Source organism: Mesorhizobium sp. B2-5-7, from assembly GCF_006440875.1.
Classification (GTDB): domain Bacteria; phylum Pseudomonadota; class Alphaproteobacteria; order Rhizobiales; family Rhizobiaceae; genus Mesorhizobium; species Mesorhizobium australicum.
In genome coordinates this window covers 64,465-79,979 of record NZ_VFUO01000001.1, presented here as the reverse complement: position 1 = coordinate 79,979, position 15,515 = coordinate 64,465, and the positions used below count along the sequence as shown (strand labels likewise).

Sequence of the window (15,515 nt, the reverse complement as noted above, 5' to 3'; positions counted from 1 at the left end):
ATTTAGGCTTGGTTGGTTGAACTGGGTTTCTGCCGCCGTTGATGGCGCTCGACAAAGGCGCAGCTCGCGGCAAACGATCTGGGGTCGCCTTCCGCAGCGTAATCCGCCACGATGTCGGACAACTTCACCTCGGCGAGCGCTGCCCGGTAGGCGCGCTCCGCCTTGAGCATCGCGGCATTGATGCCGCAAGGTTTCACATAGGCGGAGGCATCGATCTTGACCGGACCGTTGCGGCGGATCTCGCCGCAGCGAAAAGCCGGCTCGCGCCCTTCGATGGCCAGCACGATGTCGAGCAGCGTGATGCGTTCGGCAGCCCGCGCCAGCCGGTAGCCGCCGGCGGGACCCGGCACCGATTCCAGAATGCCGGACGCCGTCAGCATGTTGAGATGCTTCAGCAAATAGCTCGACGACAGGCCGAAGGATTCCGCCAGCGCCGCGCCCGGCATGGTGCTGTTGCCTTCGACGCTCGCCAGTGTCGCCGCGCAGTGGATGGCCGCCTCAACACCCTCGCCCAGCTTCATAATGTTAGTCTCCAATTCATAGATACTACATATCCTGGATAATTCTTATCTGCAATAGGAAAACGAAAAAGCGACGTCCACAGACGCCGCTTTTGAAAGGTTGTCCCTACTCCGCCGCCACCTTGGCCATCGGGTTGTTCGGGTGCGTGGTCCAGTTGGCATAGACCGGCGACACCGGTCTGCCGGTACGCTGGTCCAACGCGCCGGCCGCAAGCGGCTCCATGGTGATGCAATTGTCCACCGGGCAGACATTGACGCACAGATTGCAGCCGACGCATTCGGCCTCGATCACCTCGAAATGCCTGACGCCGTTGACCATGCTGGTGATCGCCTGGTGCGAGGTGTCCTCGCAGGCGATGTGGCAGCGGCCGCATTTGATGCAGGCATCCTGGTCGATATGCGCCTTGGCGACATAGTTGAGGTTGAGATACTGCCAGTCGGTGACGTTGGGCGTGGCGCGGCCGATAATGTCGTCGAGCGAGCGGTGGCCCTTCTCGTCCATCCAGTTTTCGAGGCCGGCGATCATCTCCTGCACGATCTTGAAGCCGTAGGTCATCGCCGCCGTGCAGACCTGCACATTGCCGGCGCCTAGCGCCATGAATTCGGCGGCGTCCCGCCACGTGGTGATGCCGCCAATGCCGGAGATCGGCAGGCCGCGGGTTTCGGGATCGCGGGCGATCTCGGCCACCATGTTCATGGCGATCGGCTTCACCGCCGGGCCGCAATAGCCGCCATGCGAACCCTTGCCATCGATGGTCGGCATCGGCGCGAAACTGTCGAGGTCGACGCCGGTGATCGAATTGATGGTGTTGATCAGCGACACCGCGTCAGTGCCGCCGGCATGCGCTGCCCGCGCCGGCTTGCGGATATCGGCGATGTTGGGCGTCAGCTTGGTGATGACGGGCATGCGCGTATATTGCTTGCACCAGCGCACCACCATTTCGATATATTCCGGCACCTGGCCGACGGCCGCGCCCATGCCGCGTTCCGACATGCCGTGCGGACAACCGAAATTGAGCTCGATGCCGTCGGCGCCGGTCTCCTCGACCAGCGGCAGGATCGATTTCCAGCTCTCCTCGACGCAGGGCACCATGATGGAGGCGATCAGCGCACGGTCGGGCCAATCCATCTTGACCTGCTTCATCTCGCGCAGATTGGTCTGCAAATCGCGGTCGGTGATCAGTTCGATGTTGTTGAGGCCGAGCAGGCGCCGGTCGGCGCCCCAGATCGCGCCGTAGCGCGGGCCGTTGACGTTGACCACCGGCGGCCCCTCTTCGCCCAGCGTCTTCCAGACGACACCGCCCCAACCCGCCTTGAAAGCGCGGATGACGTTGTAGGCCTTGTCGGTCGGCGGCGCCGAGGCCAGCCAGAACGGATTGGGCGATTTGATGCCGACGAAATTATTTCTGATGTCAGCCATGACAGGTCCCTTTCAACCGAGACGAAGGAGCATTTCCACGGGTGCAAGAATGCCGCCTTCAAGCGCGGCGGTGAGATTGGCGATCTTGGTGCGGGCATCCTCGCCCATGATCAGGCCGACGCCGGGCGGCGGCTTTTTGCCCTCGGCCTGCGCGGCGGCCATGCGGGCACGCATGGTGGCGAAGAATTCGATGGCGAAAGCGCCGCGCGGGCGCTCGGCGATTACTGAAAAGCCGCAGACGGTGGCGGCGGCTCGATAATCAGCAGGCGTGGCGACGAACGACATGGTCGCGTCGGAGGCCCATGGCAGCGGATAGGTCAGTGCTCCATCCTTGAGCCGCATCACGTCATAGACGGCAAAGACACCGCCGGGCTTCAGCACGCGGGCGGCCTCGCTCATCAGCTTGGCCTTGTCGGGAAGGTTCATGCCGACATGCAGGATCATTGCCGCATCGAAGCTGGCCTTGGCGAACGGCATGTCCAGCGCGCTGCCTTGCACGAAGCGCGTCTTGCCGGCCATTCCCACCCGTTTCGACAGGCTGGTCGCGATATCGACATAGCTTTGGGTCAGGTCGATGCCGGTGACATCGGCGCCGGCATTGTTCGCGGCAAAACGGGCCGGGCCGCCGATGCCTGAACCGATGTCGAGAAGCCGGGCTCCAGGCTTCAGCCCCATCTGGTCGATGAGTTCCCTGGTGGCGGCCACGCCGCCAATGTGGAATTCGTCGACCGCTGCGAGATCGTCAGCGCTCAGATGGTCAATTTCCACGCCGGTGTCGGCAAGCGCGGCAAGAATCCGCTCCTCCAGGCCTGAAATCTCGTAGTGACGGGCAATGCCCGGTTCCACCGTGGCCATGGTCCTTATCCCTGGGTCAGGCTCCTGTGGATGCTTTCCGCCGCGTCGCGGCCTTGCGCCACAGCCGAAACGGTCAGGTCGTCGCCACCAAAAATGCAGTCGCCGCCGGCCCAGACCTTGGCCAGCGATGTGCGCCCTTCCGCGTCGACCTTGATACGGCCGGCTTCGAGATCGATCGACGCCCCGCTGCCGTTGAGTGCAGCCGGCACGAAACTCTGGCCGATGGCCTTGAACACCTGGTCGGCAACCAGCGTCAGCGTCTCGCCGGTGCCGGCAAGCCGGTCGCCGTCGAGTGCCGTGTATTCGAGTTCGATGGCACTGACCTTGCCGCCTTCGGCAATCACCCGCTTCGGCTGCAGCCAGTGACGGATGGTGACGCCATTGGCGGCGGCCAGGTCCTGTTCGAATTCGGAGGCGTTCATATGCTCCTGGCCGCGCCGGTAGCAGATCGTCACCTCCTCGGCGCCAAGCAGCTTCGACTGCACGGCGGCGTCGATCGCCGTCATGCCGCCGCCGATGACGACGACGCGGCGGCCGACCGGCAATCCGGAGAGGTCGCTGGCCTGGCGCAGTTCGGCAATGAATTCGACCGCGTTGGTGACGCCGGCGGCATCCTCGCCATCGGCGCGCAGCGCGTTGACACCGCCAAGCCCCATGCCAAGGAAAACGGCGTCGTAATTGCGGATCAGGTCGGAGAGCTGGTAATCGCGGCCGAGCGCCTTGCCATTCTGGATGTCGATGCCGCCGATCGCGGTGACATAGTCGACCTCGGCCTGGGCAAAGTTGTCGACGCTCTTATATGCGGCGATGCCATATTCGTTGAGGCCGCCCGCCTTCGGGCGCGCCTCCAGGATGGTCACGTCATGGCCATGGCGGGCGAGCCGGTGCGCCGCGGCAAGACCGGCCGGGCCGGCGCCGACGACGGCTACGGTTTTTCCTGTCGGCTCGGCGCGCGGATAAAATTGCCTGCTCTCGCTCATCGCGACATCGGTGGCGTAGCGCTGCAGACGACCGATCTGGACCGGCTTGCCTTCCGCAACCTCGCGCACGCAAACCTCCTCGCACAGCGTCTCGGTGGGGCAGACGCGGGCGCACATGCCGCCCAAAATGTTCTGGTCGAAGATGGTCTTGGCCGAGCCGATCGGGTTACCGGTCGAGATCTGGCGGATGAACAGCGGAATGTCGATCGAGGTCGGGCATGCGTTCATGCACGGCGCGTCGTAGCAGAAATAGCAGCGGTCGGATTCGACCAGCGCCTCGTGATGATCGAGCGGGGGATGCAGGTCGGAAAAATTATCCGCGTATTGGTCGGGCAGAAGCCGGCCGCCGACAATACCCTCTTTGAACTGGCCTTCTGGCATTCTCAGTTCCCCATGTTTTCGTTTTGGGGAAGGCTAGCACGTTTTATTTTTTTATCAATTGGTCAATTTTTGGCACAAACCGTTGAAAAGACTGGAAGAAAACATGATAGTGGTATTCATGTTATGATGACGGTGACACTGGGATAAGGCCGCCACCCCTGCCATTGCCATGGATAGACCTGATTTCGTCGGCGACCAATTGCTGCAGGCGCCACAGATTGCGGTCGCGAATGCCGAATTCCTCGAGGTGGCTGACGGTGTTGTAGAGATATTCGGCGCCCGATCCGACATGGCCACAGGCCCGCGCCAGCACCCGCGCCACCCGGTCCAGCGGCTGCCCGAGCGAAGTGCCCCTGCCCGTCACCCCGACCCAGAAACCCAGCGCCCGAAGATGCCCTTGCGCCGTACGCACCGAGACCCACCTGACCGAAGCGACGCTCTCATGATCGTCGATCTCGCGCCGCAACAGCCTTTCGATCTGAGCAGTCTTCTCCCCTTCCGGCAAACGGTAGATCACACCATCGCACCGCCCGCCGCGTTCGAGGGCCATCATCAGCCCAGGCTGCGCGACGCTGCCGCGCCAGCGAACCATGTCGATGCAGAACGAGCGGTGCCAGCCATGGGCGGTGGCACGCTGGCGTTCGACGGACTCGAAAGCCGGCTTCCAGATCAGCGAGCCATAGGCGAACACCCATAGCGGCCCCGCATCTGCTTCATGGGCGAGCCGCGCGGAAAGGACCCGGAAATCCTCGTCGCTCAGTTGCGTCCAGCCGCCGCTGGGCCCGGGATCGGCCTCGTCGCGATGGCACAGTGCGACAAGCTCGGCGGTAAGTGACATCTGCCGCATGGAACGACGACCTCCTCCTCGAGGCCAAGCAAAGGCGAAAATCGCAAGACACGCAAGATTGCCAAGAGGGTGCGCCTTGCCGTTCCCGATTTCCAGCCCAGATGTCGGATTTCCGTCGTCAAGATCGTCCTAGGATGGATCGAACGACGATCGGCGCACAAAGGTGAGGAGACCGACCATGCCACAATCCCCGATGCCCTTCTTCTGGTACGAACTGATGACGTCAGACCTCGACGCCGCCGAGGCTTTCTACCCCGCCGTGGTGGGCTGGAAGGCCGAGCCCTTCGATAAGGCCCCAGGCATGCCGCGCTATGTCGTCATGAATGCCGGCGAGCGTGGCGTCGGCGGCCTGATGACGATGCCTCAGGATGCCGCCAAGATGGGCATGCCGCCCGCCTGGCTGGGCTACATCCACGCCAGGGATGTCGACGCGGCAACAGCGTCGCTGGAAAAGGCGGGGGGCGCCGTTCACCGCCAGCCCGACGACATTCCAGGCGTCGGCCGCTTTGCCGTCGTGGCCGATCCGCAAGGCGCGACCTTCATGCTCCTGCAGCCGAACGGCCCCGACCAGCCCGTCGTGCCGGCCAGCACGCCGGGCCATATCGGCTGGCATGAGCTTTATACGAGCGACTGGAAGGCCGCGTTTGACTTCTATTCCAGCCAGTTCGGCTGGGCCAATGCCGGCGAATTCGACATGGGGCCGATGGGCACTTACCAGACCTTTACCGCCGGCCCCGAATCCGGCGGTGGCATCATGAACAAGCCCGAGCAGATTCCGGTGCCGGTCTGGCAGTTCTATTTTAACGTCACCGGCATCGACGCGGCCGCAAAACGCGTCACCGACAATGGCGGCAAGATCCTGATGGGACCGATGGAGGTCCCCGGAGGCAGCTGGGTCGTGCAATGCCAGGATCCGCAAGGCGCGCACTTCGCTTTGATGGCGCCGGTGCGATAAGCGCCCGCGTCAACCGCTGATATCACGCTTGCTGGCGTCGACTTATTCCGGTGCCAGCACCGCGACCTTGAGGGTCTCTTTCCTGGCACCGCTGAACTGGACGGTGGCCTGGCCGGCCGCGAGTTTGAAGCGCACGCTTTTGCGGATGCCGGGACACGTCTTGACGCCGCTATAGCCGGACGATTTCACGGCTTTGCCGTCCTGGATGACATCGACCCAGGCCTCGCCCGACAGGCTGATCTGGATGGTCCCCTCCGGCGGCACCGCCACACTGGCGACGGCACCGAACGTGCCTTCCGCAGGTGCGCGTTCGGGCGGCACCGCAAAGCCGGCCTTCTCGGCCGGCACCAGCGCCAGATCCGCGGCCGCCCCTACTGCCAGTGTCGCTCCGGACGGCGTTGAGGGTGCCGTTGCAAACAGCGCCTGTTCGCGCGTCACCGGCCATCTGAAGGCCTCGCAGCCGGCGTCCTCGGCCATGGCTAAACTGGTACTCACAAGGATTGCGAACAGGCTGATGGCGACTTTTTTCATGACAAGGGGACCCACATGTGAAGAGCATCCAATCGACGCCTACAACCAATACAACCAAACACACAAAAATGCAACCTTTACGAGAACAATATGAAAGGCGGGGAACATTTCCAATCACCAATTGTTGATGGCTGGCCATGAGATGTGAATGGTCCACTGCCGGGCAATAACCTATGGCCGGTCCGAGAAGCCAAACGGAGTTTTGGATGAAGCTTTTCGATGGCCTTGCCAGATACCAGCCGCAGGCGCTTGGCGTTCTGCGCATCATGACCGCGCTGCAGTTCATCGAGCACGGCACGCAGAAACTGTTCAATTTCCCCGCCAGCGACCACGCAGCCACCGCGTTGAGCGGACTGCCGCTAGCAGCGGGCATCCTCGAATTCGCTGGTGGCATTCTGCTGGCGCTGGGCCTTTTCACCCGCCCGGTCGCATTCCTTCTGGCCGGCGAAATGGCGATTGCCTATTTCATGGCTCACATGCCGCGCGACTTCTTCCCCGTCAACAACAGCGGCGATTCGGCGATCTCGTTCTGCTTCATCTTCCTCTATCTGGTCTTTGCCGGCGCCGGCGCCTTCGCGCTGGACAACCGCCGTAGCGCGTGAACCCCATGCGGGGGTGGTTCACCCCCGCATCCGTTCGAAATTCGCATCGAACAGCGGCGCCGCCTGGATTCGCGCCGCATGCCGTTTGCCGAGCAACTCGATTTCGAAGCCGTCGCTCTTCTCTGCGATCTCCTTCGGCACGTAGCCGAGAGCGACCGACTTCTTCGAATGATGGGCATAGCCGCCCGACGTCACCCAGCCGCGCACCGCGCCACCGAACCAGATCGGTTCGTCGCCGATGACATCGGCATCGTCGGCATCGACGATGAAGGCGCGCAGCCGCAACTTGCCGCCCTGTTTGCGCTCGGCCAGAGCCGCCGCCTTGCCGATGAAATCCGCGTCCTTGCCGTAGGCGACGAAACGATCGATGCCGGCTTCCAGCGGCCCGTAGATCGGCCGGTATTCGCGCCCCCATGAGCCGTAGTTCTTCTCCAGCCGCAGCGCGTTGAGCGCGCGCGAGCCGAACAGGCCGATGCCGAATTCCGCCCCCGCCGCCATCAGCGCCTGATAGGCGGCACGCTGATATTCCGGCACCACCCAGATCTCGTAGCCGAGATCGCCGGTGTAGCTGACGCGGCCGACCAGGCATGGCGCCATGCCGACATCCATCTTGCCGACGGCCATGAAGGGAAATGCCGCGTTCGAGATGTCGGAGCGCGTGGCTTTCGCCAGCACGTCCCTGGCCTTGGGGCCGGCAATCGACAGGCCGGTAAGCTTTTGTCCCAGCGCTTCGATATGGACCGAGCCATCGTCGGGCAGATGCTGCTCGAACCAGCGCATGTGATATTGCTCGGCAATGCCGGAGCCGGCCAGGAACCAGCCCGCTTCTTCCCGACCTTGGGGGCTGAGATTGGCCAGCGTGAAATCGCCGATCAGCCTGCCGTCGTCCTTCAGCATCGGGGCGAGCGTCATCCGGCCGGGCTTCGGCAGCTTGCAGGCGAGCATCCGGTCGAGCCAGGCCGCGGCCCCCTCGCCCGTCACCTTGTATTTGGCGAAGCTCGATATCTCCGACAAGCCGACGCCTGCGCGAACCGTCGCGACTTCGGCGGCGACATGGCTGAAGTCGCTCGAGCGCCGCCATGAGAACTCGTCCTTGACGCCTTCCGGCGCGTACCAGAGCGGCACTTCCAGCCCGTAGGCGACGCCCCACTGCGCACCCTTGGCCGACAACAGGTCATAGACGGGCGTCGTCTTTAGCGGCCGCCCGGCCGGCAGTTCCTCGTTGGGGAAGCGGATCGAAAAACGCCGGGAATAGTTTTCGCGCACCTTGGCGTTGGTGTAGGCCATCGTCGCCCAGTCGCCGTAGCGCGCAACATCCATCGCCCAGATATCGGCGCCGGGATCGCCCTCGATCATCCAGTTGGATAGCGCCAGACCAACGCCACCGCCCTGGCTGAAGCCGGCCATGACGCCGCAGGCGACCCAGAAGCCCGGCAGGCCGCGCACCGGCCCGACCAGCGGGTTGCCGTCGGGCGCGAAAGTGAAGGGCCCATTGATGATCTGCTTGATGCCGGTGTTCTGGAAAGCCGGGAAATGCCGGAAACCGACCTCGAGCGACGGCGCGATGCGGTCGATATCCGGCGCCAGCAATTCATGGCCGAAATTCCACGGCGTCTGGTATTCTGACCATGGTTTGTTGGCTTTCTCATAGGTGCCCATCAGCATGCCGCCGCGTTCCTGGCGCAGATAGAGCTCGCCGTCGAAATCGACCGCATGGATGATTTCGGTGCCGGTTTTCTGGTTCCAGGCGGCAACCTCCGGCATGTCCTCGGTGATCAGGTACATGTGCTCCATCGCCAGTACTGGCAGTTCGAGCCCAACCATGCGGCCGACCTCGCGCGCCCACAGGCCGCCGGCATTGACGACATGCTCGGCCACCACCTCGCCCTTGTTGGTGATGACGCGCCACAGCCCGTCGGGACGGCGCACGATATCCTCGACCTTGGTGAAGCGCTCCACCTCGGCGCCGAGTTTTCGTGCCGCCTTGGCATAGGCGTGGGTGACACCGGAGGGATCGAGGTGGCCGTCCTCCTTGTTGCGGACGGCGCCGACGAACTGCTTGGGATCGAGCAGCGGCATCAGTTCGGCCGCCTCTTTCGGGGAGATTTCCTCCAGCTCGATGCCGAGATAACGGCCCTTGGCGACCACCCCGCGCAGCCAGTCGAGCCGCGCCTCGGTGGCCGCAAGAAGCACGCCGCCGGTCAGGTGGACGCCGGTTGCCTGGCCCGACAGCTCCTCGATCTCCTTGTAGAGGTTGATGGTGTATTTCTGCAGCTTGGCGACGTTGGGATCGCCATTGATCGTGTGCATGCCGCCGGCCGCGTGCCAGGTCGAGCCCGAGGTCAGCTCGTCGCGCTCCAGCAGCACGACGTCGGTCCAGCCATGACGGGCGAGATGGAACAGCACCGAACATCCGACGACGCCACCGCCGATGACCACGACCTTTGCATGCGATTTCATGGTTTCTTCTCTGATATCAGTTAGTTGGATGGGTGGGATGAATCAAAACGGGACGTTCGTCGCGCATCACGGCTCGCCCTGTCCGATCGCTTCCTTGCGCTTGGCCACGTAGGCCTCGAGCGCTTCGCGTACGGCGATGTCCATCACCGGCTCGACATAATCCTCCAGCGCCTTCTTCCACAGCCGCGTCGCGCGCGCGGTCGCGTCGAGGCCGCCGGCCTCCTGCCAGGCTTCGTAATTCTGCCAGTTGGAGAGCATCGGCTGGTAGAAGGCGGTGGCGTAGCGCTCCAGCGTGTGCGGCTCGCCGAAGAAATGGCCGCCGGTCGGCACCGCGCCCAGCGCCTCGACGGCAAGTTCGGCCTCATCGACCACGATCGGGCGCAAAAACTCCATCATGTGCTGGATCATCTCGACGTCGATGATGAATTTCTCGAACGAAGCCGTCAGCCCGCCCTCCTGCCAGCCGGCGGCGTGGTAGACGAGATTGCCATGGCCAAGCACCGCGCCCCACAACGCCATCAGCATCTCATAGGCGCCTTGCGCGTCGGCGGCGTTGGAAGCCGAACCGGGCGTCGTCCGGTATGGCAGGCCATAGCGGCGCGCCAATTGACCCGAAGCGATGTTGGCCTTGGTGTTTTCAGGCGTGCCGAAGGCCGGCGCGCCCGACTTCATGTCGACGTTGGAGGTGAAGGCGCCGTACATCACGGGCGCGCCTGGCCGCACCAGCTGCGTCAGCACGACGCCGAACAGCGCCTCGGCATTCTGCTGCGCCAGCGCCCCGGCCAGCGTCACCGGGCTCATCGCTCCCATCAACGTGAACGGTGTCACCGCCACCGACTGGCCGTACTCGGCCATGGTCATCAGCCCCTCGGCCATCATCTCGTCGAAGCGACGCGGCGAGTTGACCGAGATGATGGTGGCAATGCCGGGATCATCAGCCATCTGGGCCAGCGTCATCCCACGCGCGATCGCCATCATCTCGATGCCGTCCAGCGCCCTGCCCCGGCCGATCGCCGAGACATGAAAACTCTTGTCGGTCAGCGTCAGATTGGTGAAGTACGTATCGAGATGGCGTGAGTTGGCCGGCAGTTCGACCGGTGCGCAGACCTGGTTGCCAAGCATGTGGACGCAGTTGAAATGCTGCGCCAGCCTGGTGAGATCCGCATAGTCGCGCAGATTGCCGGCACGGCGGCCCCGCTCCATGTCATGCACATTGGGAGGACCGGCAACCAGCGTGAAATTGATGGTGTTGCCGCCGAGATGGATTGTGTTGGCCGGATTGCGTGGGGTCAGCGTATAGCCGGACCGCGTCGTCTTCAGCGCCGCGTCGATCATGCCGCGATCGACGCGCACATTGGCCGAGGCGTGATCGACCTTGGCGCCGGCCTTCTCGAACAGCGACAGCGCACGCGGGCTCATCACCTCGATGCCGAAATTCTCCAATATGTGCATCGACGCCTGATGGATCGCCTCGATCTGGTCTGGTGACAGCAAGGCCATCGGCGGATAGGGATTGATCACCCGCCTGGGCCGCAGCTGTGCGATGGGCGCTGGCCCCCGGTTGCTGGTACGCTCGGCGCCGCGCTTGCGTCTTGGTTCGGTCATGCCGGCATCAAAGCTTCGGTAAACCGCGCAAGCTGTCAGAAATGCGCCATTTACGGGCGCGATTTTAGCCAAGGCGGCATATGCTCAGCACGACTTTATAAAAGGCGACAATTGGCGTCGGAATACAGCTATGGCATTTTCTCACCTGACCGTGCCGACGAGGCGTTAACAGCGGCAGCAAGATTCCCTTTATGATTTCGGCCTATTGCTCATCCAATGCGTAGGTCGAGTTTTAGTAAAATTGTAGCGGTTGGCGTGCTGCTGGCACTTTCGGCCTGCGCGACGGCACCCAGTCACATCAACAATGTCTGCGCCGTCTTCGACCAGAACGATGGCTGGTTCGACAATTGGCAGTCGGGTGCCGAGCGCGCCTCACAGAAATACGGCGTGCCGGTGCCGGTGCTGATGGCAACGGTGCGCAAGGAATCCGGCTTCAAGAGCAACGCCCGGCCGCCGCGCACCAAACTGCTCGGCTTCATTCCGTGGAAACATGTCTCCTCGGCCACCGGCTTCTCGCAGGCGCTGGACGGCACCTGGTCGCAATATCAGCGCGAAACCGGCAACTGGGCGGCGCGGCGCACGAGATTCGCCGACGCCGTCGACTTCGTCGGCTGGTATCATTCCAAGACAGCCGACACATACGGCGTCGCGCGCAACGACACCTACAACCTCTACCTCGCCTATTACCTAGGCTGGACCGCCTATGGCCGCGGCAATCGTGGCGATGCCGGCGTCCAGGGCTACGCACGGGCCACCGACAAGATGGCCCGCGACTATGCTGTTCAGCTGCAGCAATGCGGGAGCTGATGTCCTGTCCGCGCTAGTGCGGCTTTGTCGTGTCCTTCGGTTTTGAATCACCGGTTTCCGACACCTCGTCGCGGACTTCGTGGCGACGCGCCCGCGAAACGGCGTCCGCCTCCTCGGCGGCCTCCCCGATCGCGTCGGCCTCAGCACCCGCTACCTTGCCATGTGGCCGCTTCGGCGGTTCGCCGGCAAAGCCCGGACCTTCGCCATGCGGCGCGTCGTCAGGCACGCCTTCATGGGCGGCATGTTCCTTGTCGAACTTGATCACCGGCTCCATGGTCTTGAGCACGTCGTCGGAGAGCCAGCACAGGCTCATATGGCCATCGCCGAGGTTCTTGACTGGCGGCACCTTGGTCTCGCACAGATTGTCAGGCACCAGCTTCTTGTAGCCGCAGCGTGTCTGGAACGGACAGCCGGACGGCGGGTTCATCGCCGAGGGGATGTCACCTTCCAGCACGATGTGCTTCTTGACCACGCTGGTGTCGGCAATCGGGATCGCCGAGAGCAGCGCCTCGGTATAGGGATGGTAGGGCGGCGCGAAGATCTGGTCTGTGGTGCCTTGCTCGACGATATAGCCGAGATACATGACGACGACGCGGTCGGCGATGTAGCGCACGACAGAGAGATCGTGGCTGATGAACAGCATCGTCGTCTTGTTCTTGCGCTGGATGTCCATCAGCAGTTCCGTCACCGCCGCCTGCACCGAGACGTCGAGCGCCGAAACCGGCTCGTCGGCCACCACGACCTTGGCGTCGCCGGCGAAGGCTCGCGCCACGCCGATACGCTGCTTCTGGCCGCCGGAAAGCTGGCGCGGCTTGCGGGTTTCGAACGCCCGCGGCAGTTTCACCAGGTCGAGCAGTTCCAGCATGCGCTTGCGCCGGTCGGCGACGGTCTTGCCGACATTGAATTTTTCCAGCGTCCGGATGATCTGCGACCCCACCGAATGGCTGGGGTTCAGCGTGTCGAACGGGTTCTGGAACACCATCTGGATCGACGACACGGTGTCGACGCTGCGCTTCTCGATGCCGGTCGACTGGATTTCCTTGTTGCCGAGCGTGACGCTGCCGGAGCTGGCGGTTTCCAGCCCGAGCAATACCTTGGCAAGCGTCGACTTTCCGCAGCCGGATTCGCCGACGATGGCCACGGTCTCGGATTCGCGTGCCATGAACGAGATCGTCTCGTTGGCCTTGACGACGCGGCCTTCGCTCGAGCCGAACACCTCGCTGCCGCCGACCTTGTAGTATTTCCGCAGGTCCTCGATCTTGAGTACTGGCGCACCGGGCACGACGCGCTCATTCACCTTCTTGGCGCCGGGCGGCAATGCCTCCCAATCGATCTCGTTGAAGCGCACGCAGCGCGAGAAATGGCCCTCGTGTCCGGCGACTTCGATCATCGGGATTTCGGCGGCGTTGCAGACGCCCTCGACGAAATGGTGGCAGCGCGGGCCGAAATTGCAGCCTTTGGGCCGTTCGTGCGGCAGTGGCAATTGCCCCGGGATCGAGATCAGCGGCCGCGAGTTCTTGTCGGCGCCAGGCAGCGGGATCGAACGGAACAGCCCCTGCGTATAGGGGTGGCGCATCCGGTCGAAGACGTCCTTGATCTTGCCGGTCTCGACTGCCTCGCCCGAATACATCACCGTGATGCGGTCGCAGGTTTCCAGGATGAGGCCGAGATTGTGCGACACGAAGATCATCGAGGTGCCGAACTTCTCGCCCAACCCCTTGACCAGATCGACAATGCCCGCTTCCACGGTTACGTCGAGCGCCGTCGTCGGCTCGTCGAGCAGAAGCAGCGCCGGCTTCGACAGCAGCGCCATGGCGATAACGATGCGCTGCTGCTGGCCGCCGGAAAGCTGGTGCGGATAGGAGCGCATCATGCGCTCGGGATCGGGAAGCTTGACCGAGCGCACCATTTCGAGCGCCCTGGAGTAGGCCTCTTTCGTCGACACCTTGTCGTGGATCAACGGCACTTCCATCAGCTGCTGGCCGATCTTCATCGCCGGATTGAGGCTGGCCATCGGCTCCTGGTAGATCATGGCGATCTTGTTGCCGCGGATGGCGCGCAGCTCCTCGTCGGAGAGCTCGCCCATGTCCTTGCCCTGGAACTTGATCTTGCCGCCAACGATCTTTCCGATGTTGGAGAGGTCGCGCATGATGCCGAGCGACACGGTCGACTTGCCGCAACCGGATTCGCCGACGATGCCCATCGCCTCACCCGGCATGACCGTGCAGGAAAAGTCCATGACGGCCGGTATCTCGCCCTTGCGGGTGAAGAAGGAGATCGAAAGGTTCTCGATCTCGATGATCGGCTGTGCCGGATTTCGAACTGCCTCGTTCATGGGTCGCTCCAATCCTTATTCTTGGCCAAGTGGGATCTGAGACCCCGCCGTCAATCCTTCATCGATTGCTCACGCAGTGAGTCGGCGAGCAGGTTGAGACCCAGCACGAACGACATCAACGCGATCGTCGGCGGCAGCGCCGGGTGAATAAAGGACCGCAGCAATCGGCTGGCATCCTTGATCGCCGTACCCCAGTCCGGGCTCTCGGGCGCGAGGCCCAGGCCGAAGTAACCCAGCGTGCCGAGCAGTATGGTGGTGTAGCCGATGCGCAGGCAGGCATCGACAATCAGCGGCCCGCGCGCATTGGGCAGGATCTCCCACAGCATGATGTACCAAGGCGATTCACCTCGCGTCTGCGCCGCCGCCACATAGTCGCGCGTCTTGATGTCCATCACCAGGCCGCGCACGATGCGGAACACGCCCGGGCTGGAGGCGAACACCACCGCCACGAAGATATTGAGCTGGTTGGGATCGATGTGGACGATGTGCAGCGGATCCCTGTCGAAGACAAGGCCGAGATAGATCCAGCCGCCGATGATCAGTGTCAGGCCGAGCAGGATATAAATCCGGTCGGGCCGGTTCTTGTAGCGTGTCCAGAACAGCACGCTGAAGAAAATGATCGGAAACAGGAAGAAGACGCCGGCCAGCGCATAGGGGATCGGCGTGTCCATGATGCCGGGCGTCACCAGCAGGTAGAACAGGAGGATCACCGGGAAGGCCAGCACGAGGTTGGCCAGGAACGACAGGATGGAATCGATCTTGCCGCCGTAGTAGCCGGCCGGCAGGCCAAGCGTGATGCCGACCATCAGCGCGAAACCGGTCGCGGCGGGTGCGATGATCAACACGATCTGGCTGCCATAGACCATGCGCGAGAACACGTCGCGGGCGAGCTTGTCGCCGCCGAAGAGGTAGACGAGCCCCGATTGCGGTTCGATGGCGCCCGGCAGCGTGTCCTTCATGATCGGGATCTGGCCGAGCGGATCGAAAGGCGAGATGGTCGAGGCGAAAATCGCCGTGAACAGCCAGAACAGGCAGATGAACACGCCCGCTATGCCGACGCCGCTGTCGAACAACTGGCCGTAGAGCGCCAGCTTCTTCTTGTAGAGAAAGCTCGCACCCATGACGATGGCGAGCGCGGCCCAGACCGGCCAGAAGCGCCAGAGCACTTCGAGGATGATGGTGGAGGCGCCGATATATTGAGCTTGCATGCGCCTTC

13 protein-coding genes are annotated in these 15,515 nt (G+C 63.2%); 3 read left to right on the top strand and 10 right to left on the bottom strand.

Features of this window, described 5'->3' with window-relative positions:
* Positions 1-2: 2 nt before the first annotated feature.
* From FJ543_RS00330 to FJ543_RS00310, 5 genes are all read right to left on the bottom strand, one after another.
* Positions 3-521 carry an Rrf2 family transcriptional regulator gene (locus FJ543_RS00330; RefSeq protein WP_140873283.1) on the bottom strand — a complete coding sequence of 173 codons (519 nt, stop codon included), beginning with the start codon at positions 519-521 and terminating at the stop codon, positions 3-5.
* A gap of 106 nt (positions 522-627) precedes the next feature.
* The gene (gene preA, locus FJ543_RS00325) at positions 628-1,941 is read right to left on the bottom strand and encodes an NAD-dependent dihydropyrimidine dehydrogenase subunit PreA (RefSeq protein WP_140615544.1); all 1,314 of its coding nucleotides are present in this window, start codon (positions 1,939-1,941) and stop codon (positions 628-630) included.
* A 12-nt stretch (positions 1,942-1,953) separates the two neighbouring features.
* On the bottom strand, positions 1,954-2,796 hold the full coding sequence (locus FJ543_RS00320; RefSeq protein WP_140714519.1) for a methyltransferase domain-containing protein: 843 nt from the start codon (positions 2,794-2,796) through the stop codon (positions 1,954-1,956).
* 5 nt (positions 2,797-2,801) lie between these two features.
* Positions 2,802-4,157 carry an NAD(P)-dependent oxidoreductase gene (locus FJ543_RS00315; RefSeq protein ID WP_015317145.1) on the bottom strand — a complete coding sequence of 452 codons (1,356 nt, stop codon included), beginning with the start codon at positions 4,155-4,157 and terminating at the stop codon, positions 2,802-2,804.
* A 121-nt stretch (positions 4,158-4,278) separates the two neighbouring features.
* Complete coding sequence (locus FJ543_RS00310; protein WP_140873281.1) at positions 4,279-5,004, bottom strand: gamma-glutamylcyclotransferase; 726 nt, start codon at positions 5,002-5,004, stop codon at positions 4,279-4,281.
* Positions 5,005-5,182: 178 nt separating this feature from the next.
* On the opposite strand from FJ543_RS00310, the gene FJ543_RS00305 reads away from it, so the two are divergent.
* Positions 5,183-5,959 carry a VOC family protein gene (locus FJ543_RS00305; protein ID WP_015317143.1) on the top strand — a complete coding sequence of 259 codons (777 nt, stop codon included), beginning with the start codon at positions 5,183-5,185 and terminating at the stop codon, positions 5,957-5,959.
* Between the two features lie 42 nt (positions 5,960-6,001).
* Here FJ543_RS00305 and FJ543_RS00300 read toward each other — a convergent pair whose 3' ends face one another.
* A complete protein-coding gene (locus FJ543_RS00300) occupies positions 6,002-6,490 on the bottom strand; it encodes a hypothetical protein (RefSeq protein ID WP_140726016.1) in 489 nt (162 codons plus the stop codon).
* 206 nt (positions 6,491-6,696) lie between these two features.
* Here FJ543_RS00300 and FJ543_RS00295 point away from each other — a divergent pair, with 206 nt between their 5' ends.
* Positions 6,697-7,092 carry a DoxX family protein gene (locus FJ543_RS00295; RefSeq protein WP_015317141.1) on the top strand — a complete coding sequence of 132 codons (396 nt, stop codon included), beginning with the start codon at positions 6,697-6,699 and terminating at the stop codon, positions 7,090-7,092.
* Between the two features lie 18 nt (positions 7,093-7,110).
* Here the strand turns inward: FJ543_RS00295 and FJ543_RS00290 are convergent, their stop codons facing one another.
* Both FJ543_RS00290 and FJ543_RS00285 read right to left on the bottom strand, forming a co-directional pair.
* Positions 7,111-9,552: an FAD-dependent oxidoreductase gene (locus tag FJ543_RS00290; protein ID WP_140873279.1), complete on the bottom strand. Its 2,442-nt coding sequence runs from the start codon at positions 9,550-9,552 to the stop codon at positions 7,111-7,113.
* Positions 9,553-9,618: 66 nt separating this feature from the next.
* The gene (locus FJ543_RS00285; RefSeq protein WP_140873277.1) at positions 9,619-11,157 is read right to left on the bottom strand and encodes a trimethylamine methyltransferase family protein; all 1,539 of its coding nucleotides are present in this window, start codon (positions 11,155-11,157) and stop codon (positions 9,619-9,621) included.
* Between the two features lie 216 nt (positions 11,158-11,373).
* Between FJ543_RS00285 and FJ543_RS00280 the strand changes: the two genes are divergently transcribed.
* Complete coding sequence (locus FJ543_RS00280) at positions 11,374-11,964, top strand: transglycosylase SLT domain-containing protein (protein ID WP_015317138.1); 591 nt, start codon at positions 11,374-11,376, stop codon at positions 11,962-11,964.
* A gap of 13 nt (positions 11,965-11,977) precedes the next feature.
* Here FJ543_RS00280 and FJ543_RS00275 read toward each other — a convergent pair whose 3' ends face one another.
* Together FJ543_RS00275 and FJ543_RS00270 are read right to left on the bottom strand one after the other, a co-directional pair.
* A complete protein-coding gene (locus tag FJ543_RS00275; protein ID WP_140873275.1) occupies positions 11,978-14,299 on the bottom strand; it encodes an ABC transporter ATP-binding protein in 2,322 nt (773 codons plus the stop codon).
* Between the two features lie 50 nt (positions 14,300-14,349).
* Positions 14,350-15,507 carry an ABC transporter permease gene (locus tag FJ543_RS00270; protein ID WP_015317136.1) on the bottom strand — a complete coding sequence of 386 codons (1,158 nt, stop codon included), beginning with the start codon at positions 15,505-15,507 and terminating at the stop codon, positions 14,350-14,352.
* Positions 15,508-15,515: the final 8 nt, after the last annotated feature.